The organism is Scopulibacillus darangshiensis (genome assembly GCF_004341035.1).
Lineage (GTDB): Bacteria > Bacillota > Bacilli > Bacillales > Sporolactobacillaceae > Scopulibacillus > Scopulibacillus darangshiensis.
In genome coordinates, this window is the sequence record NZ_SLXK01000046.1 from 1 (window position 1) to 19,046 (window position 19,046).

Sequence of the window (19,046 nt, forward strand, 5' to 3'; positions counted from 1 at the left end):
CTTTTTTCATTTATTTGATGCGTAATAGTATGACGAAATCGCTTGATGGGTAAGCATTTCTGTCTTATTGAGGATTTTCTATGAATAATCTAGGTGATAGGCTCTTTTTATAAACTCCCTTTAATTTTAAAATTCACCTGGGTCGGAAAAACTATTTTTTGAGTTTTTCTGGATTTTTTACCTTTATAGAAACAACTTCTCCGCAATCCAAATAGACCGAAAAATTCTCCCAGAACAAACACCATTTTTGAAGCTTCCATTTACTACCTTCCTCACTCCATCTCTAATTTTCAATACGTTTTTAATGAGCGGCAAGTTCCAATAATTGAAGATAAATAACCTTCAGATTGGTTGAATTAAGCCGAAAAAAGCAGCCGCTCAGTTCCCGCGGGCTGCTCATTTTATTTGAATAAATTCCAGCATTTCACCATTTGGGCCTTTATAAAACGCTGATTGCCAACGCTTCACTGTAAAGACTTCATCGGCTTCCATCCCTTGTTTTGCTAAGTCTCTCCGTAAAATATCAAGGCTCGCAACTTCAAAAGCGATATGACTAGATAGTGACGATTCACGATCGTAATCACAGCATAATTCAATTGTCGTTTGACCATCACTCAGAAAAGCTATTTTTTCTGTGTCGATGGTCATCCTTCTTTTCAAAGTAAAGCCTAGTGCATTTCCATAAAATGTTATCGCTTTTTCAAGATCAATGACGTCTATGCCGATATGATCAAGCTTCAAGCCGAACACCACCTAGAGAATAAGGTTAATATCACCAAACTCATGCCAGAGATACCCTTTTTGAATAGCCCTTTGATAGGACTTCGTTAGTTTATCGCTATCAATAAAAGCTGAGAGCAGCGCCAAGTGGGTCGTCTTGGGCTCATGGAAACCGGTGACAAGACCATCTGAAATTTGGAGTGGAAAGTCTTTGTGAATAAAAAGGTCGCTCCAACCCTTGTCAGCTTTTAAATAACCGAATTTGGACGCAACCGTTTCTAAGGCGCGGACAACTGTTGTGCCGACCGCAATGACTTTTCCCCCTCGCCTTTTCGTCTCATTCACGGCCTTCGCTGTTGCCGCAGGGATTTCATAATACTCCAGATTTTCGCTAGGATGCTGGTGCCATTTATCGTCAAGCATATAAGTCAGCCCCGTATGAAGCTGAAGATAGGCTATACCTGCTCCTTTGTCCTTCAGCTTATTTAGCAGTTCCCAAGTGAAGGCCCTGCCTGCTGAAGGCATTTCAACTGAACCGGGTACTGAAGCGAAGACTGTTTGATAATTATCCAGCCCCCATGGTTCTAAAATATATTCATAACGGACCGGCTCTCCAAGTTCATAAATATCATTCAGTAACGGTGTCCCTTCTTTAGAAAACTTTAGGGTTGCCAACGGTTTTTCGGGATCTGTATCAATGACTTCTGCCTTTAGGCTATTGGAAAAAACGTAATGATCGCCGACGTTCACAGAGCTGTCGCGGATCAGAGCTTCCCACCTGCTACTATCTTTCCTTTGGGCCAAACGGATTTCCACCCTATTCGCAACACCGGCCTTTTGAGCATGAAGCACTGCGGGAATGGTCCTGCTGTTATTTAAAACAATTAAGTCACCGGGATTCAAATAGCGGTCGAGATGAAAAAAGATATCATCCACTGTATCGCCCGTTTCACGATCTAAAACCATCAAATTGACATGATCCCGCCGCAAGCCCCTACGTTCCGCCGGTTTTGCCGCCTCAAGCTCTGCAGGCAAATGAAAATCGATCAATTCGGTTTCCATGCTGCCTCACCCTTTTCCATAAATTCTTCGGCATCGATACGCTGCCCATGAACATTTTTTCCCTGATCGGAAGCTAGATGAAGGAAAACGTCTGTGATTTCTTCAGGCTGCTTCAGCGGGTAATCACAATCAGGCACCGCTAGGGCATGCATGTCAGTATTCATTTCCCCTGGATCGACCAAGTTCATTTTGATTGGGGTTTCCTTTAATTCATCCGCCCAAGTTTGTGTCAGCCCTTCTACTGCAAATTTCGAAACGGAATATGCCCCCCATCCGGCATAACCGATATGGCCGACTTCAGATGTCACATTAATGATTCTGCCTTCATTTTGCTGAAGCATGCCGGTCAGCACACGCCGCGACATTAGGAAAGCACTCATGATATTGACTCTAAGCACGTCCGTTAAGTCTTCATCATCAAAATCCAATAGATATGGGATTGGGCTTGGGCCAACGGCTGAAGCATTATTAATCAGGACATCAATACGGCCAAAATGGTCTTCAGTGACAGAGACAAAGCGATCCACATCCCGGAGTATTGAAACATCAGCGGTAATAGCCAACACGTCTGCCCCATATTGTTTCGCATTCTCCTTGACATGATTTAGCTCTTCCAGATGGCGGGCACAAATAGCCAAATTGTAACCATTCTGTGCAAAGGATATAGTTAGAGCTTTCCCTAATCCCCGGGAAGCCCCAGTAATCATTACAACAGGTTTCGACTTTTTCATTTTCTAAAAACCACCCTTTCTCTTCTCTATGCCATTATTCTAGCAACGAAAGAGGTTGACGGCGTCAGCTAAAGGGTGTGAAAGTATGTCAGCAATTCAGCGTAGTCATTCCTACAACTTTTGATGTAGGCTTTTTATAAATTGGAGGCGAAATAAATGGGTGCGCATGACATTATTAAAATAATCGAAAACAATAGCAGGTGGTTCAAAGCAAAAAAAAACATTTCAATAAATGCTAAGATTTCTTATGAAGGCCAAATTCTTTCACTTATTTAGTGATTTTGGACCTTCATCTCATTTATGAAATACCTCTCTTCTAATTTTTTCAACTTCGGGCGTTCATCACCACTATGAACGACCTCAAGACCGTATTTTTACCGACTTCGGGCTTTCATCGCCACTATGAACGACCTCGAGGCCGTATTTTTTCCGACTTCGGGCTTTCATCACCCTTATGAACGACCTCGAGGCCGTATTTTTACCGTCTTTGGGCTTTCATCGCCACTATGAACGACCTCAAGACCGTATTTTTTCCGACTTCGGGCTTTCATCGCCACTATGAACGACCTCGAGACCCTATTTTTACCGACTTCGGGTGTTCATCGCCATTATGAACGACCTCGAGGCCGTATTTTTACCAACTTCGGGCGTTCATCACCCTTATGAACGACCTCGAGGCCGTATTTTTACCGGCTTTGGGCTTTCATCGCCCTTATGAACGACCTCAAGACCGTATTTTTACCGATTTCGGGCTTTCATCGCCACTATGAACGACCTCAAGACCGTATTTTTTCCGACTTTGGGCTTTCATCGCCACTATGAACGACCTCGAGACCGTATTTTTACCAACTTCGGGCGTTCATTTCATTTATGAAGGCACCCTCCCTTGTTTAATTTATCGAGTTAGTGTCTTCACCGGGAGCATATCATATTTTGTGTTTTTCTTACTTTAATAAAAAACCACAAAAGATATCGCATCCTTTGTGGTGCAGATTACCTGGACGTCTAGTCAAACCAACCGTACTTCATGGCGTTAATCGCCGCTTGCGTCCGGTCGTGGACATTTAATTTACTTAAAATATTGCTAACGTGCGTTTTGGCCGTTTTTTCAGTTATGTATAGATCGGCGGAAATCTCCTTGTTGCTTTTCCCTAAAGTGATGTGATAAAGCACTTCTTTTTCTCTAGTGGTAAGCTGAGAAATGGCCAATTGTTCTTCTGAACCGGCTGCATTGTTATCCGTCACATGGGATACCAATTGTTCGGTCGCCTCGGGATGAAGCAAGGTTTGGCCGTTATATGCCGCACGGATTGTCCTAACCAGTTCATCGGGCTCGATATCCTTCAGCTGATAGCCTGCTGCCCCGGCCCTAACCGCCGGAATAACATGGTCGCGATCGGAAAAACTTGTTAATACAATAATTTTGGTTTTGGGGCTGCGGGCTTTAATTTGCCTAGTCGCCTCGACACCATCCATGATCGGCATATTCAAATCCATTAAAATCACATCCGGGTTAAGTTCGGAAGCTAAGCTAACAGCTTCTTCTCCATTACCAGCCTCGCCGATAATATCAAGATCAGCCTGCGTGCTAAGAAAAAACTTCAGGCCTTGTATGACCACACGATGATCATCAACCAACACGATTTTAATTCCCATCTGTTTCCCTGCCTTTATACGGAAAGGTTACCGTTATCCTTGTACCGTCGCCTTTTTTACTTTTTATATGTAAGATACCAGCAAACATTTCTGCTCGCTCCTTCATACCCCTCAATCCCAGTGTGCCAAGCGGCATTTCCGGATTATAATCAAATCCGCAGCCATTGTCGGTAATCTCGAGTGTTATTTCCCCGGCTGACGATTCGAGCTTCATACCAATCTGATCCGTTTGTGCATGCTTCCTCACATTATTTATCGCCTCTTGGCCGATCCGCCACAACGCTTCTTCAGCAATCCGCGGCAAATCATATACGCCTTCAACACAACCAACTACAGCGAGACCGAGATGTTCAGCATATTTTTTCAAACCCGTCATGATCCCCTCCTCAACTCCAGAAGGGCGGAGCTGCCAGATTAAGGAGCGCATTTCCCGCAGCGCTTCCTTTGACATCTCCTGCATATGGTCCAGTGATTCTTTGACAACACCCGCTTCTTCAGATAAATGTTCTTTCAACCCGCGGGCAGTCAGCGAAAGGGAAAATAATTTTTGACTAACTGAATCATGTAAATCCCGTGCGAGACGATTTCTTTCCTCTATTAGTGCCAGCTCCCTTTTCTTACGATATAGACCCGCACTTTCCATTGTTCGTTTAACCGCCGTCCCTATTTGGTAAGCAACCGACTGCAGCAAAGTCAGTTCTTCATCTGAAAAATGCGTTTTGTTTGGGGCTGCAACATTAAGAATACCGAAGCGTTCCCCTCCTGCAGTAAGCGGAACAGTAGCATGATGGGTCAGACCCTGAGTATCGCCCCAATCGTATTTTAAAGCATCCTCTAGGCGTTTACATTCAATAATATTGACAGGTTGATTCAATTTGCCATCCCAATACTTATTTAAACAAAAACACCGGCCTTCACACATTGGCTTTTGATTTTCCCAAGCCAGAGCCGGTGGTATATGATGTGAAGCAATTAATGTAAACTTCGGTTGTTCATTGATCATAAACACCCATCCAGTTGTTAAACCTGTGACATCTAGCAATTTTTCCAGCACTGACTGGAGCATATCCTGCAGATCATTCGAACGGTTCAATGTTTCTGCAATAACCTTTAAAGTTAAAAGATCACTATTTTCAAAGTGTTTGCTCATGTTACTGATTTCCCCTTTGGTTTTCCTTAAAACAATCATACACTATAAGATGATTCTAATTAAATGATCATTCTTTTTGGAACCACGCCTTTTCAAGCAATTGAACAGCAGCTGGTATATCTCCTTCCGAAAGGCTCGCAAAGCCTAGTAAAACAGTACTGTGATCATCATTTCCATATGCTGAAACAGGGTAGACCCTTGTATTGAAGTTTGCCGCCCGGTCAACAAGCTGTTCCTCAGTCATACCGTTATTAGGACGGACTAAAAGATGGAGCCCCGAATCCTGACCGATAACCTCCGCCGTTGCCGGAAAATATGTTGATATCGATGACACTAGGACATCCCTTTTTTTGTGATATACGACCCTCATTTTATTTATATGTTTTTCCCAGAAGCCTTCTTTCATAAATCTCTGCAAAATGTCCTGATCAATGTGCGAAGCGGTCTGGGCATAGAAAAAAAAGTCCCGTTGAAAAGCTTCAATAAGCGGTTTGGGCAAAATCATATAGCTTATTCTTAATGAAGGCAGGAGCGCTTTTGAAAAGGTGCTCATATAGATGACATTGTTATTTGGATCAAGACCTTGCAAGGCTGGAATCGGTTTGCCCGTGTAGCGAAATTCACTGTCATAATCATCTTCTATAATGAAGCGATTTTCGCTCTTTTCAGCCCAATTCAAGAGCTGCAGCCGTCTTGAAACAGGCATAATCATCCCGCATGGAAATTGGTGAGATGGGGTGACAAAGACTATATTTGCCCTGCTGTCCTCTAAATGAGACACCATCAGCCCATCTTGGTCAAGCGGAATCATTTTGACATTTTGAATGCCCTTTTCAAATGCCACTAATTTCCGGTGATAGCCGGGATCCTCGACAGCGAAGATACTCCCCTGAAGGAGCTGGAATAATATTTTTATCAAATATTGTGTACCTGACCCGATAACAATCTGGCTCGGCGAACATCGGACACCGCGGGATTCATACGCATAAGCTGCTATCGTTTCTCTGAGTTCAAATTCACCCTGTGGATGGCCGATCATCAGGACCTGTTCATTACCGGGCTTCAGCACCTCACTTGCTAATTTCCGATAGATTCCAAACGGAAACGAGCAGGCGTCAATGCCTATATTACTAAAATCATAGATATATTCATGGTCACGGTAAGACTTTTCCTTTATATGGGTGATGTCGCCTTTTGTCTCCAGCAAATTTTGCTCTACGTCACTCACAAAATACCCTTTACGGGCAATAGCCTCAACGTACCCTTCAGCAACAAGCTGGCCGTATGCCGCCTCAACTGTATTAAGGCTAATTTTCAAATGTCTTGCCAATTTGCGCTTAGATGGCAGCTTTGCATGCGGCATGAGGTTCCCCGCTTTCATTTCCTGCTTGATATAGTCATACAACTGCACATATAACGGCTTTTCACTTTGAACATCAAGTTTTGGGGTTAGTTCAAACATTTTTATCTGGCCCCTTCCATTTATAAAAAACTGGCTCTTATTATAGTACCAGAAATTTTATATAATACCGCTATGTTGAATTATTTCTTTTATGAATAGGAGGCGATCATCATGAAAACATCACGCCGTCTCGGACTCATTATGATTCTTACAGGTGCAGCCCTATGGGGATTATCGGGGCCAATGATCCAATGGTTGTTTGAACATACCGGTCTGACATCCGGCAACTTTTTAGTCGTTCGTTTACTCATCGCTGGCTTGACAATTTTATGCTTTTTATTTTTATCAAAAAAGGATATCTTCAGCATTTGGAAGCTGCCCAAGCAATGGATGCAGTTGATTATTTTTGCCGTTCTTGGCATGCTTGGGGCTCAATATGCTTTTATAGAGGCGATACGTGTCAGCAATGCTGTTACAGCAACACTTTTTCAATTCCTTGGTCCCGTTCTGATTACCATCTATGTGGCTATTCAAAATAGAAAATGGCCATCCAGCACGAAAATGATGGCTGTGATCGTCGCAATCCTTGGCATTTATTTTCTTATTACAAATGGATCTATTGAAAATGTTATGTTATCGAAGCAAGGCATCGTCTTTGGCATATTAACAATGCTTGGTTTCACATTCTACACGCTTCATCCTGTGTCACTCATCAAGCGGTGGGGGACGATGGTTATTATTGGATGGGGGATGTTCATCGGCGGTGTTGTATTATTCATCTTTAATCGGCAATTTAGCTTTCATCAGTTGGCAAAGACGTTAACAGTGGGCACTTTTTCGATGCTCATGTTGATTATTTTAAGCGGGACTGCCTCTTTCCTTCTATACATTGGCAGTCTAAAGTACCTAAGTGCAACCGAAACGAGCATTCTATCAAGTATCGAACCGCTTGTTGCTGCCATTATATCAATTGTTTGGTTAAACGAGTCATTTGGGTTGTTTCAACTGCTTGGTGGCGCCTGTATTATTGCTGCAGTCGTCTTCTTGACCATGCCGAAAAGGGAAAAATTCGAGACTAAGTTTGAAAAGACAAAACAGGTATTTTAACCATAAAAAAGAGGCTGGGACAATACTAAAAGAGTTCATTCATATGCCGAACAATAAAGTTTGAAAAGTATCATTACAAATGCGAAGCGTAGTCAAAATACGAAAGACTCCTACGGGAACAGCACGTGTCCGAAGACCCCGCAAGAAAGCGTTTTTTGCTTTCTGAGGAGGCTGAGGCCGTGCCCGTGGAAAGCGAAGTATTTTGACGTAGCGCTTCTTGCTTTCTAATCTATAAATAAAAATCCGAACTATTCAGATAGGATATCTGAATAAGTTCGGATTTTTCTATTAGTAAAATACTTCTGTCCCAACCTCTTTTTTCAAATTCGCCCTCTAAATATCGTCATTTGAAAATTCGTCATTCAAAACGAATGAAATGGTATCTTCTTAATTACCGAAAATCGGTTCCGAAAGCAAAGCTTGTCCAAGCTTGTCAATCTGTTCGCTGATGGATGTGTCTTGAGTTAGCGGCGGGATGATTCCCCTTACCCACTCCAGATGCTGACGGGTCCGCGGCGCCATATCCTGATCTGCTTTTTGCAAAGAGATCGCTTGTGAGGCACAAATCATCTCGATAGCAATCACACGGGCGGCGTTGCCGACGATTTCGCGCACCTGTCGTGCCGCAATAGTGCCCATGCTGACATGATCTTCCTGATTCCCCGAAGACGGAATGGAATCCACACTGGCCGGATGAGCAAGCACCTTGTTTTCTGAAACTAGCGCTGCTGCCACATATTGCGGAATCATCAAACCGCATTCAAGACCAGGGTCGTTAGCCAAGAAAGGAGAAAGTCCGCTGAGCTGCGGGTTCACCAACCGCTCTATTCGCCGTTCAGAAATATTTGCCCATTCTGCGATAGCTGTTTTCAGAAAGTCCATCGCAAGCGCCATCGGCTGACCATGAAATTGTCCTCCGGAAAGAATCCTTCCGTCTTCCAATACAACGGGATTATCCGTCGTTGCATTCATTTCAACATGAATTTTCTCATCAACATAACCGACAGCCTGCCAAGAAGCGCCATGAACCTGTGGTATACAGCGAATAGAATAAGCGTCTTGCATTCGGAGCTCACCTTGCTTAGTTATCCTTTTACTGCCATCTAGCCACTTGCGGATACGGGAAGCCACTATCCCTTGCTCTTTATGAGGACGCGTCGCTAGCAAGCTTTCATCAAAAGCCGAGCTGATCCCCTGAAGCGCTTCCATTGTAAGACAAGCAGCCATGTCAGCAGCAAGACCAAGACGCTCTGCTTCAATAAGTGCCATAACGCCAACACCTGTCATCGCTTGCGTGCCATTTATTAAAGCCAATCCTTCTTTCGCCGCCAATTTCACGGGTGTAAGACCCGCTCGTTCCAAAGCTTCCCGTCCCGGCATAATTTCGCCTTCATATTCCGCTTTCCCTTCACCGATTAAAACAAGTGCCATGTGTGATAATGGCGCAAGGTCGCCGCTCGCACCAAGTGAACCTTTGCAAGGGATAACCGGATGAACCCCATGATTAAGACAATCGATCAAAAGCTGCAACGTTTCCGTACGAATACCGGAAAAGCCCTTAGCCAATGCATTAGCCCGAAGAACTAACATGGCGCGGACGACATCTGTTGGCAGCGGAGCCCCAACACCGACAGCATCTGCACGTAAGAGATTGACCTGCAAAAGATCCACCTTATCTGAAGCAATCTTGACATCGCTTAGTTTCCCAAACCCAGTATTTACACCATAAATGGCTTCCCCAGATTGAACTTTTTCCTCGACACGCTTTCGGCTTTCCCTGACGCGTTCCCAAGCGCCATCAGAAATCACACACTCAGCCTTGCCTTCTACAATCTTAAGCAGACTATTGCGATCCAACTGATTTCCGTCAAGTGCGATAATAGATACGTTATTTTCTAGTTTCATTGCTATATAACCCTCCTAATTTTATGCATCGAGTCTTGTCTCATTTTTAAGCCTTGGTACAGCGTTCATCTTTCTTGTAATTAAACTGATAAACAACATGAACACAATATTAAGCACAACGGCGATAATACCAATGTCCATATCCTTAATAAATTGGGGCAGTTGCGGAAAGAGTGTTGAAATTGTTGTCCCCGACACGGTTACATAAGCAACGATCGCAACACCTATAAAAGTTCCGGCAAAAGCACCTTGTACTGTTACCGGATTTCTTTTCAATAGGCTAAAAAACACTGCTGGGAATAGTTGTACAACAAATCCGTAAGCCATCAATAACAATGCAACGATAGTATTACCACCCTTAAATGTTAAGTAAAGAGAAACAAGGGCAAGAATGGGAACCAAAATCCTTGTTAATCTGGAAAGTTGCTGATCCGAGGTTTGTGGTTTCAAAGTTTGATAAATGTTTTTTGACATGAGTGTTGCTGCAGTCATTAAAAGCATTGAAGTTGGAACAAGTGCAGTCAATAGCCCGGCACCACCGATGACACCTACAAACCATGGATCAAAAGTTCTTTTGACAAGTTCGAACAGCGCCCGGTCCACTTCAGCACCTTTCAAACCAGGAACTTGAAGTACAGCGGTAAACCCTATGAACAAGACTAAGACCATAACCAGTTGGTATATTGGCGTCAGTATATTATTTCTTTTCAATACCTTAGCACTCTTTGCAGATAGACTAGCACCGAACATATGGGGCCACATGTAGGCGCCTAATGCGAATAAAATACAACTGGATACATACCATGAAATACTATTTCCGCTGTCAGGGAGTGTTAGCATTTCCGGTTTAACGGTGCCAACAGTCTGGAACATTGGCTTAATCCCACCGTAATAGTGGAACGGCAAATATATAGCTATAAAAATGATGATGATAAACATTAAAATATCTTTAATGACAGAAGTCCATGCTGAACCATGGATTCCCGATATGGTTACGTACACCGTAGCAGTTAACATACCAATCCAAATAGCAGCCGATGGAGATACAGCACCATAAGATGCTTCTGATACAATAATGCCGAGCCCTTTTAGCTGTAAAACAAGGTAGGGAATAACTGAGATAACCCCAACAAGAGCCACGAAGAACCCAAACGGTTTACTGTTATATTTACTGGCAAAGAAATCGGATTGGGTTAATAGTTGCTTTTCTTTTGCATACTTCCAAACTGGGGGAAGCAGCCAATACCCAACAATATAGCATATAGGAGTAAAAGCATAGATCATTGGTGCACCCAAACTATAGGTCGAACCACTTACCCCAAGAAATGTATAAGTTGTAAAGTTTTCGCCCGCCAATAAAAGAAATACAAAGATGGTTCCCAGACCACGGCCTCCTATAGCCCATTGTTCCAGATTCATTTCCTTCCCTTTTCGAGACCGAATCCCTAAGTAAAGAGATAGTGCTAAGAAAACAATGATAATAAACAGGGATAAATTCATTGATCCTCCTCCCTCTCTTTATTATCTGGATCCAGCTTGTAAACAATAAATAAACATACCGAGGTAAGTACCACCCAAATGGCCGCCCAAAAGATCACAAATGGCAATCCCAAAACGAAAGGATCCGTACGATTAATCACAATAAGAGAACCAACAAACGGTACCATGCTTAACAAAAACAGAAGTTTTCGCACAAAATGCCCCTCTCTTTAAAACTTGGAATTATGTTAATAACCTTACTCTTTTAATCTAATATTTTTAAGGAAGCATTTATTAAAATTTTGACACCATCATTCAAGGCGTCTTCATCAATTGTGAATTTTGGATGATGATGCGGATGAACGATACCCTTTGTTTCATTTCTTGCACCAACGGGGATAAAACAGCCGGGTATCTTTTTTAGAAAGGCAGAAAAATCCTCTCCGCCCATCATAGGTGGTCCATACCTTATACATTTGTCTCCAAAGATCTCGCTCACGGCATCTTCAACCTTTTTCGTGAGCAGATCATTATTAACAACAGAGCTATAGCCATAGTCATAATTGAATTGATAGGAAGCACCATGTGCTGATGTTACACCTTTAGCTATCTGTTCTATTAACTGAACGGCGGAACCTCTTACATCTTGGCTAAAGGATCTTACGGAGCCGCTTAGTGTGGCAGATTCCGGAATGATATTAACGGCATTTCCCGCGTGAAATTCCGTAACAGAGATGACCAGCCGTTCTAACGGATCTAATTTCCGGGAAACAATATGTTGCAGATTACTTACGAACTGTGATGCGATGGCAATAGGATCAATAGAAGTATCAGGGGCTGAAGCATGTCCGCCTTTGCCAATAATTTTAAGTTCAAATGTATCATCATTTGCCGTCAGCGGTCCGTAAATGACGCCAATTTCCCCTTTTGGGATAGTAGAAAATAAATGCAAGCCTATAATATAGTCGACACCATCCAATACACCAGCTTCCACCATCTCTTTTGCTCCTCCGGGGAATTGTTCCTCTGCATGTTGAAACAAAAAGCGGATCTCACCTTTAATATCATCCTTATTTTCTGATAGGATCTTTGCTGCCCCAAGCATCATGGCAGTATGCCCGTCATGACCGCATGCGTGCATGACGCCGGGACTTTGTGAAACAAAATCAAAATCATTTTCCTCCATGATTGGCAAGGCGTCTATGTCCGCGCGCATAGCCAGGACTTTTCCAGGACTTTCCCCTATTAAACGGGCCATCACGCTGTATTCAGTAGGTCTTGTTACTTCAAGATTTTCGAATGATAAAAGTGTTTGATAGATAAATGCCGATGTCTTTTTCTCCTGGAACGATAATTCCGGATGCATATGAAAATGCCGCCGCCAGTCGATGACCTGACACTTTATTTTGTCCGTTTCCGCCAGTAAATTGGTTAGACTCATTGTCATCACTTCTTTCGAAAAAAGATTACTTAGATTTTCGCCGGATCAACCAAGTACATGAGATGATCCGGCCTTGGCCTTGCTTTAATTGCGTATGATTCTATTTGCCCAATCTACTTTTCAGAATAAAAATCATACCATTCTTGAATAAGTCCTGTTGTGAATCTTCCCGTATCAATCAAATTTTTGACGCTGATATGTTCATTGAATGTATGGATGTTTCTGAACCCGTTTCCGAGCGTGATACATGTTAGGCCGTTTTCGTTTAATACGTTTGTATCGGCCCCTCCAAGCGTTTTTGTCAAATAACCATTGACGCCAATGTTTTCAGCTGTCTGAATAGCTGTTTTGGCAAGAATGGATTCTTCAGGTTCATTGAATCCTAAATATTTTTTCCGGGCGCGTATATTTGCCTTGCCTCCATGCTGTTCAGCCACTGTTAAAACGGCATTGCTAATATGATCAATCTGATTTTTTAGACCTTCTGCATTAAAGCAGCGGACTTCGCCGACCAACTCAATATTCCCTGGAATAATCGATGACATTTCGCCGCCTTTTATAACACCAATATTCGCGAGTGTTTCATCGTCAATTTTTCCGAGCTTCATCTTTTTCAGGGCATCTGCTGCAATGAGAAAGGCATTGACACCTTCCTCAGGATTTAGGCCGATATGGGATGACTTTCCCTCAATGTCACAGTAAATCCTGCTGCTGTACGGCCCTTGCAGAATGATTTGTCCGACATCGCCGCTGCTGTCAAAGATATAACCTTTCTTGCTCTTTACCTTTGAATAATCCAAATATCTTGCCCCGACAAGCCCAGGCTGTTCGTTAACGGTAAGCACCAGCTCAATTGGCCCGCAAGACGATCCGGACTCCTGAATGGCTTGAATGCCTTCAAGATATGCCGCTAGCGCCGCCCGGTCATCAGCTCCAAGAATGGTTGTCCCGTCCGAATAAATGACGCCATCCTTTATAACTGGATTTAATCCTTCCGTCGGCAGAACTGTGTCCATATGGGTTGAGAAGAATAAAGGCTCTATGCTTGAATCGGTGCCTTCCCAATAGGCGATGAGATTTCCGCAGTTGCCGCCGAATTCTTTATGCGCCCTGTCAAATTCAACGCTGAATCCCATAACTTTTAGCTTGGGAACGAGAACATCAGCCATCGGCTTTTCATACCCGCTTGGCGCATTGATTTTCGCCAGTTCCAAAAAGCTATTTAATAACCTTTCTTCATTAACTGCTGTCAGTGCTTGATTCGTTGTGGCCAACTTCATCAATCCTTTCAAAGAATGTTATACCGTCATAACTTTTTTCGATTTTGACCGATCCGCGATGATCTTTCCATTTTTAATCACTTGTTCGACAACATTGCCGCCCAGGCGGTAAATCACATGTTCAAAGTTCGAGACATTCCAAATTTGCAGATCGGCACGTTTTCCCGCTTCAATTGAACCCCGGTCTTTATCCAAATCCAAGGCCTTGGCCCCGCCAAGTGTCGCCGCGCGTATCGCCTCGGCCGGGGACATTTGATATAATCTGCATGCCAAAGCCATCACAAATTGCATGGACTCCGTCCAACAACCGGGGCATAGGTCGGTTGCCAATGCCACAGACATTCCCGAATCAATAATCGCCCTCGCGTTAAATGGCTTTTTATGCCCTACCGCAAAATCCAGCACCGGCATGATGACACCGGTCACTCCTGCTTTAGCAAGCTTAGGCAGCACTTCACTAGGCGTATAATTCAAATGATCGGCTGAGACAACCTTCATATCTGCCGCCAGATCTGATCCGCCGATATTAGAATAAGCATCGGTATGGATTTTTGGCTTAAGCCCCATATCGGCACCGGCTTTAAGAATTCGCTCTGATTCCTGGACCGTAAAATGACTGTCCTCACACCATACATCGTTAAACGTGACATGGCCGAGCTCACTTGCCTGCGGGATCATCTCCTGGATAAGCAAATCAATATAGGCTTCTTTGGACATATCTTCAGGCCAGCCATGTGCCCCAAGAAAAGTGCTGACAACATCGATAGGCAGTTTTTTATTTAAAGCTGCATTGGCCTCCAGCATCTTCATCTCATCTTCTACTGTAAAACCATAACCCGTTTTTATTTCGACGGTGGTGGTTCCAGCTGCCATCATGTTTAGTAATCGTTCAGAAGCTGACTCGCTTAATTCTTCCAAACTTGCTTCTTGAGTCTTTCGCACCGTTACTTGAACACCCGTTTCAACTCCCATTTTCTTAAGCTTTTCGGGGTCATTTACTGTCATTTTCGCAGCATATTCCGCAACGCGCGAACCGCCAAAGACAGCGTGGGTATGGCAATCCACAAATCCCGGCACAATCACTTTCCCTGAAGCATCGATAGTCTTTGCATTTGCCATATCCACCTTTGCTTCAATGTCATCTTTCGTTCCAACCGCAACGATTCGGTCCCCTGATATTGCAACCCACCCATTTACGATCTTTCCTAGGGCATCTGCATGATCCCCCGTACAAGTAATCACCTCAGAGGCATTTGACAGGACCAGATCCGCTATGGGTTTCACACCTTGATCACTCATTTTATCTGACACTCCTTGTCTTAATTCTCGAGATCCTTTGGACCAAAAGTCGCTTTTGGTGTCCACCAAAGCGGAATTTTAATCTTATCATCCGTTAATTTACCGTAGCCGTTTGCCACATCTTTTGCAATGTCATATCCCGCTTGAGCATGGCGGACAACGCCAATCCCTGAATCAACAGTCATGCAGACCTCGAGACGTGTCGCGGCATCGTCTGTACCGTCAGCAATCATTGTCACACCTGTGTGTACCGCTTCCCCCATGGAGTAGTTTGCCTGCAGGGCAATAAGATCGCACATGCCCACCGCATTAAGCAGACCATTCAATACCGGCCAGTCTGAAATCAAATCACCGCCGTCCTTCATTTTTTCGGATTCGAATGTCGGGTTAACAATGGAACCGGAATCCAAATTATCGCGTGAAAATGCGACAGGGCCAGCAAGTTCTCCCCGCTTGACCATCTCATTCACCTCAAGAGCAAATGCTTTCCTCTGGCCAAAGCCAAGATAACAAATCCGGGCAGGCAATCCTTCTATTGGAATATGTTTCTTCGCAAGCTTAATCCATCTCGTGACAAGCAAGTCATCTTTGAACTTATCAAGAACCATATTATCTATTTTTTCAAGATCTGAAGCTTCTCCGGAGAGGCATGTCCAGCGGAACGGTCCGCGGCCTTCACAGAAGAGCGGCCGGATGTACTCCGCGACAAAACCAGGGATTAACATGGCTTCTTCTTCAGGCATGCCAGCATCGCGGCATTCTTTACGGAGGCTTGTGCCGTATTCAAAGGCATGGACACCTTTATCAAAAAATTGATTGGTTACCTTAAGTTCCCGAATCATCGTTTCTCTTGCTTTTGCCAAATAAAGGTCACGGTCTCTTCTTCTTAATTCATCGGCTTCTTCAGGCGTATAGCCGGACGGAAGATAAGAGATCGGGTCATGTGCAGGTGTCATCGACGTTAAAATATCCGGATTGAAATCCCTTTCAAAAGCAGCTTCGAAAATATCCGCGGAGTTACCAACTACTGCAATCCCTTTGGCTTCTCCCTTGCCGGCAGATTCCCTGGCCAGCTCTATTGCTTCATCTAAAGAATCCGCGAGAATGTCGATATAGCCGACATCCATCCGGCGGCGAATCGTTTCTTCATTCACATCGCAAAGGATGCCCACGCCGCCATGCATCGTCATTGCTCTCGTTTGGTTTCCGCCCATGCCTCCTGCACCGGCTGTTAACAAAATTTTTCCAACAAGCGAGTCATTATAGTGTTTCCGTGCAATGGCAGAAAGCGTCTCGAACGTCCCTTGGATCACACCTTGTGTGCCAATATATTCCCATGGTGCTGCTGTATATTGAGCAAAGATCGTTAAGTTCTTATCCTGTAAATCGTAAAATGTCTCCCAAGAAGGCCTCATAATGTTCGTCGTCGCCATCACGACGGTCGGTGCATATTTATGTGTTTTGAAGACAGCAACCGGCATGCCGGATTGAACAACAAGCGTTTCATCATCTTCTAGTTCCTTTAATGATTGAACAATGGCATGGTAGGACTCCCAATTGCGCGCGCATTTGCCAATTCCGCCGTAAATAACAAGCTCTTCAGGTTTCTCGGCATTCTCCATGTTATTCTCCAGCATTCTAAGAATAGATTCCTGGCGCCAGCCTTTACATCGCAAAGTCTGCCCTCTTTGCGCTTTAACGGAATATAAAATTTCTGGTTTTTCTGCTGTTTTTGATTTGACCATGATTGTTCCTCCTCGTTTTAGCCTTCAAAACTATATTTGCAAGTTTTGTGCCAATAAAGAAAACTTGCCGATTGGCAATCCTTAATAGCGCAGCCAGAGGCATAGTTGCCCTTATGTGCGTCAGAAAGTTATACTTTCTGATTAACCAAAGAAAATACGGGACGCCTTGATTTATCGGCCCAAAACCAAAATAAAGCAAGCGATATTTGCACCGCAAATTATATTTGCTGCTTTCGACCCCTTAAGAAAGGATTTTCTTTGTCGAATATTGAATTAATTTGTCAATGGTAAAGTTTTTTAAAGGGAGTGAGTACTATGATGGCTGCAGCCATTGGATCGATATTAATAGATTTTGCAGGCGGTGTTGTTATTTTTGATGAAGACAAAAGAGTGACTTGGGTTGGGGGAAAGATTGATGACAGCTTCAGCCCAAAGAATGGGCAGTCTTTTGCAAACGTGTTTGGTCTTGAAGAGCGCGACATGCCTCATAACAAAAAGACCATAGTGACTGCAAGCGGCAAAATCTTTTTGCTCCGGAAAAAGTCATTTACACTTCCCGACATTCGACTGACAATCATTATGCTGGATGATTTAACAGATGTCGTATCTAATAAAGAAGCCAGACTCGCATGCCTTGAGAAGATTGTCGACACTCTTAATGATGGCATCGTCATGAGCGACCACGAAGGAAAAATAGCTTTATATAATAAAGCTGAAGAAAAGTTGGAAAATCTTGAGGCGAGCAAGGTAAAAGGTCAATATTTGTGGGATGCCTATAATTACGGGAAACCAGCTTTATCTGAACACCGTCAAGTTTTCCAGTCACAGAAACCAGTCATTGGCGATTATCAAGCTCACGCACATATTAATGGTATCCCCCAGTATGTAAGGTACAGCACATATCCTATTATCAGGCACGGAAAAACGATCGCAGTGTTCTCTGTCAGTACAAACGATACCAAGCTAAAAAAACTATTGCATGAAACGCTAGAATTAAAACGGAAAATGTTAACCTTGGATGAAGAAAATAAAATGGAACACAGCAATGGCACAAATTATACTTTTGACAACATTAAAGGAAACAGCAAGGTCTTGAAAAATCTAATAAAAGAAGCGCAAAATGTCGCCGTTCATAATACAGATGTCCTTATTGTCGGTGAAACTGGCACTGGCAAGGAACTGTTCGCACAAAGTATTCATAATCACAGCGAAAAAATCAAGCATCCTTTTGTCGCCGTCAACTGTGCTGCGATCCCTGAATCCTTACTAGAAAGCACCCTTTTCGGAACGGTAAAAGGGGCTTATACCGGTGCGGTCAACCAAAAAGGGCTTTTCGAGTATGCCCAGGCGGGAACACTCTTTCTCGATGAGATCAATTCCATGCCGATGTCTTTACAATCAAAATTAATGCGGGTCTTGGAAGAAAAAAAGATTAGACGGCTTGGAACGAATGAGATCACACCGGTTCATTGTACCATCATTAGTGCTTCCAACGAAGATCCGCAAGAATTAATGACATTCAACAAAATGCGTTCAGATTTATATTATCGCATTGCCAGAATAACAATCGCGATTCCGCCATTGAGAGAACGCAAAGATGATATCACATCACTTATCAATGTCTTTATCCACCGCTATAATTTGTCGTTTAATAAAGACATCCAAGGCATATCAGATCAGCTTAACCATGTCTTTCTCCATTACAGTTGGCCCGGGAACATAAGAGAATTGGAGCATGTCATTGAAAATCTTATGATCAACGCGGAAGAAAACGATCATCTTCTTGACATTAGTCATCTGCCATCCTACTTGCGCAGCACATTTATTAATGACGATAAGCAAAATTTGAAAAAGAAACGAGGAAGACGTCCGCTTAAAACAGCCGTCGCTTCAGCTGAAGAAGAATATATTCGCGATGCTCTTGAAAAGGCAGGCTGGAACATTACAAAAGCAGCAAAGAACCTTGGCACTACCCGGCAAAATATCCAGTATCATATGAAAAAGTTTGATTTGAAAAAGCCATAGCTTCAACCTTTTTCTAAATCTTTTTAAATCATCAAACCGCTTGC

Annotated in this window: 15 protein-coding genes; 2 read left to right on the forward strand and 13 right to left on the reverse strand. The window is 43.4% G+C overall.

Translation table 11 applies throughout. The features are described from left to right. Positions 1-396: 396 nt before the first annotated feature. From EV207_RS19660 to pdxR, 6 genes are all read right to left on the reverse strand, one after another. Positions 397-741, reverse strand: a complete 345-nt coding sequence (locus tag EV207_RS19660; RefSeq protein WP_165887017.1) for a VOC family protein — start codon at positions 739-741, stop codon at positions 397-399. 12 nt (positions 742-753) lie between these two features. Next, on the reverse strand, positions 754-1,782 hold the full coding sequence (locus tag EV207_RS19665; RefSeq protein ID WP_132747865.1) for an S-adenosylmethionine:tRNA ribosyltransferase-isomerase: 1,029 nt from the start codon (positions 1,780-1,782) through the stop codon (positions 754-756). Beyond that, positions 1,767-2,513, reverse strand: coding sequence for an SDR family oxidoreductase (locus EV207_RS19670; protein WP_132747866.1), 747 nt, complete (start codon positions 2,511-2,513; stop codon positions 1,767-1,769). The genes EV207_RS19665 and EV207_RS19670 overlap by 16 nt, the downstream gene beginning before the upstream one ends. A 1,005-nt stretch (positions 2,514-3,518) precedes the next feature. Further along, positions 3,519-4,169, reverse strand: coding sequence for a response regulator (locus tag EV207_RS19675; RefSeq protein ID WP_132747867.1), 651 nt, complete (start codon positions 4,167-4,169; stop codon positions 3,519-3,521). Continuing rightward, positions 4,159-5,319: a GAF domain-containing sensor histidine kinase gene (locus EV207_RS19680; RefSeq protein WP_132747868.1), complete on the reverse strand. Its 1,161-nt coding sequence runs from the start codon at positions 5,317-5,319 to the stop codon at positions 4,159-4,161. Before EV207_RS19680 ends, EV207_RS19675 begins: the two co-directional genes overlap by 11 nt. A gap of 67 nt (positions 5,320-5,386) precedes the next feature. Continuing rightward, on the reverse strand, positions 5,387-6,781 hold the full coding sequence (gene pdxR, locus EV207_RS19685; protein WP_132747869.1) for a MocR-like pyridoxine biosynthesis transcription factor PdxR: 1,395 nt from the start codon (positions 6,779-6,781) through the stop codon (positions 5,387-5,389). A gap of 111 nt (positions 6,782-6,892) precedes the next feature. On the opposite strand from pdxR, the gene EV207_RS19690 reads away from it, so the two are divergent. Further along, positions 6,893-7,828 (forward strand): DMT family transporter, encoded by a 936-nt coding sequence (locus tag EV207_RS19690; protein ID WP_132747870.1) that lies wholly within the window; start codon positions 6,893-6,895, stop codon positions 7,826-7,828. Positions 7,829-8,215: 387 nt separating this feature from the next. Here EV207_RS19690 and hutH read toward each other — a convergent pair whose 3' ends face one another. The 7 genes from hutH to hutU all read right to left on the reverse strand — a co-directional run bounded on the left by hutH (position 8,216) and on the right by hutU (position 16,977). Next, entirely contained in the window at positions 8,216-9,733 is a 1,518-nt protein-coding gene (gene hutH / locus EV207_RS19695; protein ID WP_132747871.1) for a histidine ammonia-lyase, read from the reverse strand. Between the two features lie 21 nt (positions 9,734-9,754). Then, positions 9,755-11,233, reverse strand: a complete 1,479-nt coding sequence (locus EV207_RS19700) for a sodium:solute symporter family protein (RefSeq protein ID WP_132747872.1) — start codon at positions 11,231-11,233, stop codon at positions 9,755-9,757. Beyond that, positions 11,230-11,427, reverse strand: coding sequence for a DUF3311 domain-containing protein (locus EV207_RS19705; protein WP_243647168.1), 198 nt, complete (start codon positions 11,425-11,427; stop codon positions 11,230-11,232). Before EV207_RS19705 ends, EV207_RS19700 begins: the two co-directional genes overlap by 4 nt. Before the next feature lie 50 nt (positions 11,428-11,477). Then, a complete protein-coding gene (locus tag EV207_RS19710) occupies positions 11,478-12,659 on the reverse strand; it encodes an amidohydrolase (RefSeq protein WP_132747873.1) in 1,182 nt (393 codons plus the stop codon). A gap of 107 nt (positions 12,660-12,766) precedes the next feature. Further along, positions 12,767-13,933 (reverse strand): M20/M25/M40 family metallo-hydrolase, encoded by a 1,167-nt coding sequence (locus EV207_RS19715; protein ID WP_132747874.1) that lies wholly within the window; start codon positions 13,931-13,933, stop codon positions 12,767-12,769. Positions 13,934-13,951: 18 nt separating this feature from the next. Beyond that, on the reverse strand, positions 13,952-15,232 hold the full coding sequence (gene hutI / locus EV207_RS19720; protein WP_132747875.1) for an imidazolonepropionase: 1,281 nt from the start codon (positions 15,230-15,232) through the stop codon (positions 13,952-13,954). A 20-nt stretch (positions 15,233-15,252) separates the two neighbouring features. Continuing rightward, positions 15,253-16,977, reverse strand: a complete 1,725-nt coding sequence (hutU, locus tag EV207_RS19725) for a urocanate hydratase (RefSeq protein WP_132747876.1) — start codon at positions 16,975-16,977, stop codon at positions 15,253-15,255. A gap of 315 nt (positions 16,978-17,292) precedes the next feature. On the opposite strand from hutU, the gene EV207_RS19730 reads away from it, so the two are divergent. Next, positions 17,293-19,002, forward strand: a complete 1,710-nt coding sequence (locus EV207_RS19730; RefSeq protein WP_132747877.1) for a sigma-54 interaction domain-containing protein — start codon at positions 17,293-17,295, stop codon at positions 19,000-19,002. Positions 19,003-19,046: the final 44 nt, after the last annotated feature.

What these genes read in the sequence shown, in the direction of transcription:
- EV207_RS19665 (WP_132747865.1), bottom strand. Translation starts at nt 1,782, where the DNA reads ATGGAAACCGAATTGATCGATTTTCATTTGCCTGCAGAGCTTGAGGCG.
- EV207_RS19670 (WP_132747866.1), bottom strand. Translation starts at nt 2,513, where the DNA reads ATGAAAAAGTCGAAACCTGTTGTAATGATTACTGGGGCTTCCCGGGGA.
- EV207_RS19675 (WP_132747867.1), bottom strand. Translation starts at nt 4,169, where the DNA reads ATGGGAATTAAAATCGTGTTGGTTGATGATCATCGTGTGGTCATACAA.
- EV207_RS19680 (WP_132747868.1), bottom strand. Translation starts at nt 5,319, where the DNA reads ATGAGCAAACACTTTGAAAATAGTGATCTTTTAACTTTAAAGGTTATT.
- pdxR (WP_132747869.1), bottom strand. Translation starts at nt 6,781, where the DNA reads ATGTTTGAACTAACCCCAAAACTTGATGTTCAAAGTGAAAAGCCGTTA.
- EV207_RS19690 (WP_132747870.1), top strand. Translation starts at nt 6,893, where the DNA reads ATGAAAACATCACGCCGTCTCGGACTCATTATGATTCTTACAGGTGCA.
- hutH (WP_132747871.1), bottom strand. Translation starts at nt 9,733, where the DNA reads ATGAAACTAGAAAATAACGTATCTATTATCGCACTTGACGGAAATCAG.
- EV207_RS19700 (WP_132747872.1), bottom strand. Translation starts at nt 11,233, where the DNA reads ATGAATTTATCCCTGTTTATTATCATTGTTTTCTTAGCACTATCTCTT.
- EV207_RS19710 (WP_132747873.1), bottom strand. Translation starts at nt 12,659, where the DNA reads ATGACAATGAGTCTAACCAATTTACTGGCGGAAACGGACAAAATAAAG.
- EV207_RS19715 (WP_132747874.1), bottom strand. Translation starts at nt 13,933, where the DNA reads ATGAAGTTGGCCACAACGAATCAAGCACTGACAGCAGTTAATGAAGAA.
- hutI (WP_132747875.1), bottom strand. Translation starts at nt 15,232, where the DNA reads ATGAGTGATCAAGGTGTGAAACCCATAGCGGATCTGGTCCTGTCAAAT.
- hutU (WP_132747876.1), bottom strand. Translation starts at nt 16,977, where the DNA reads ATGGTCAAATCAAAAACAGCAGAAAAACCAGAAATTTTATATTCCGTT.
- EV207_RS19730 (WP_132747877.1), top strand. Translation starts at nt 17,293, where the DNA reads ATGATGGCTGCAGCCATTGGATCGATATTAATAGATTTTGCAGGCGGT.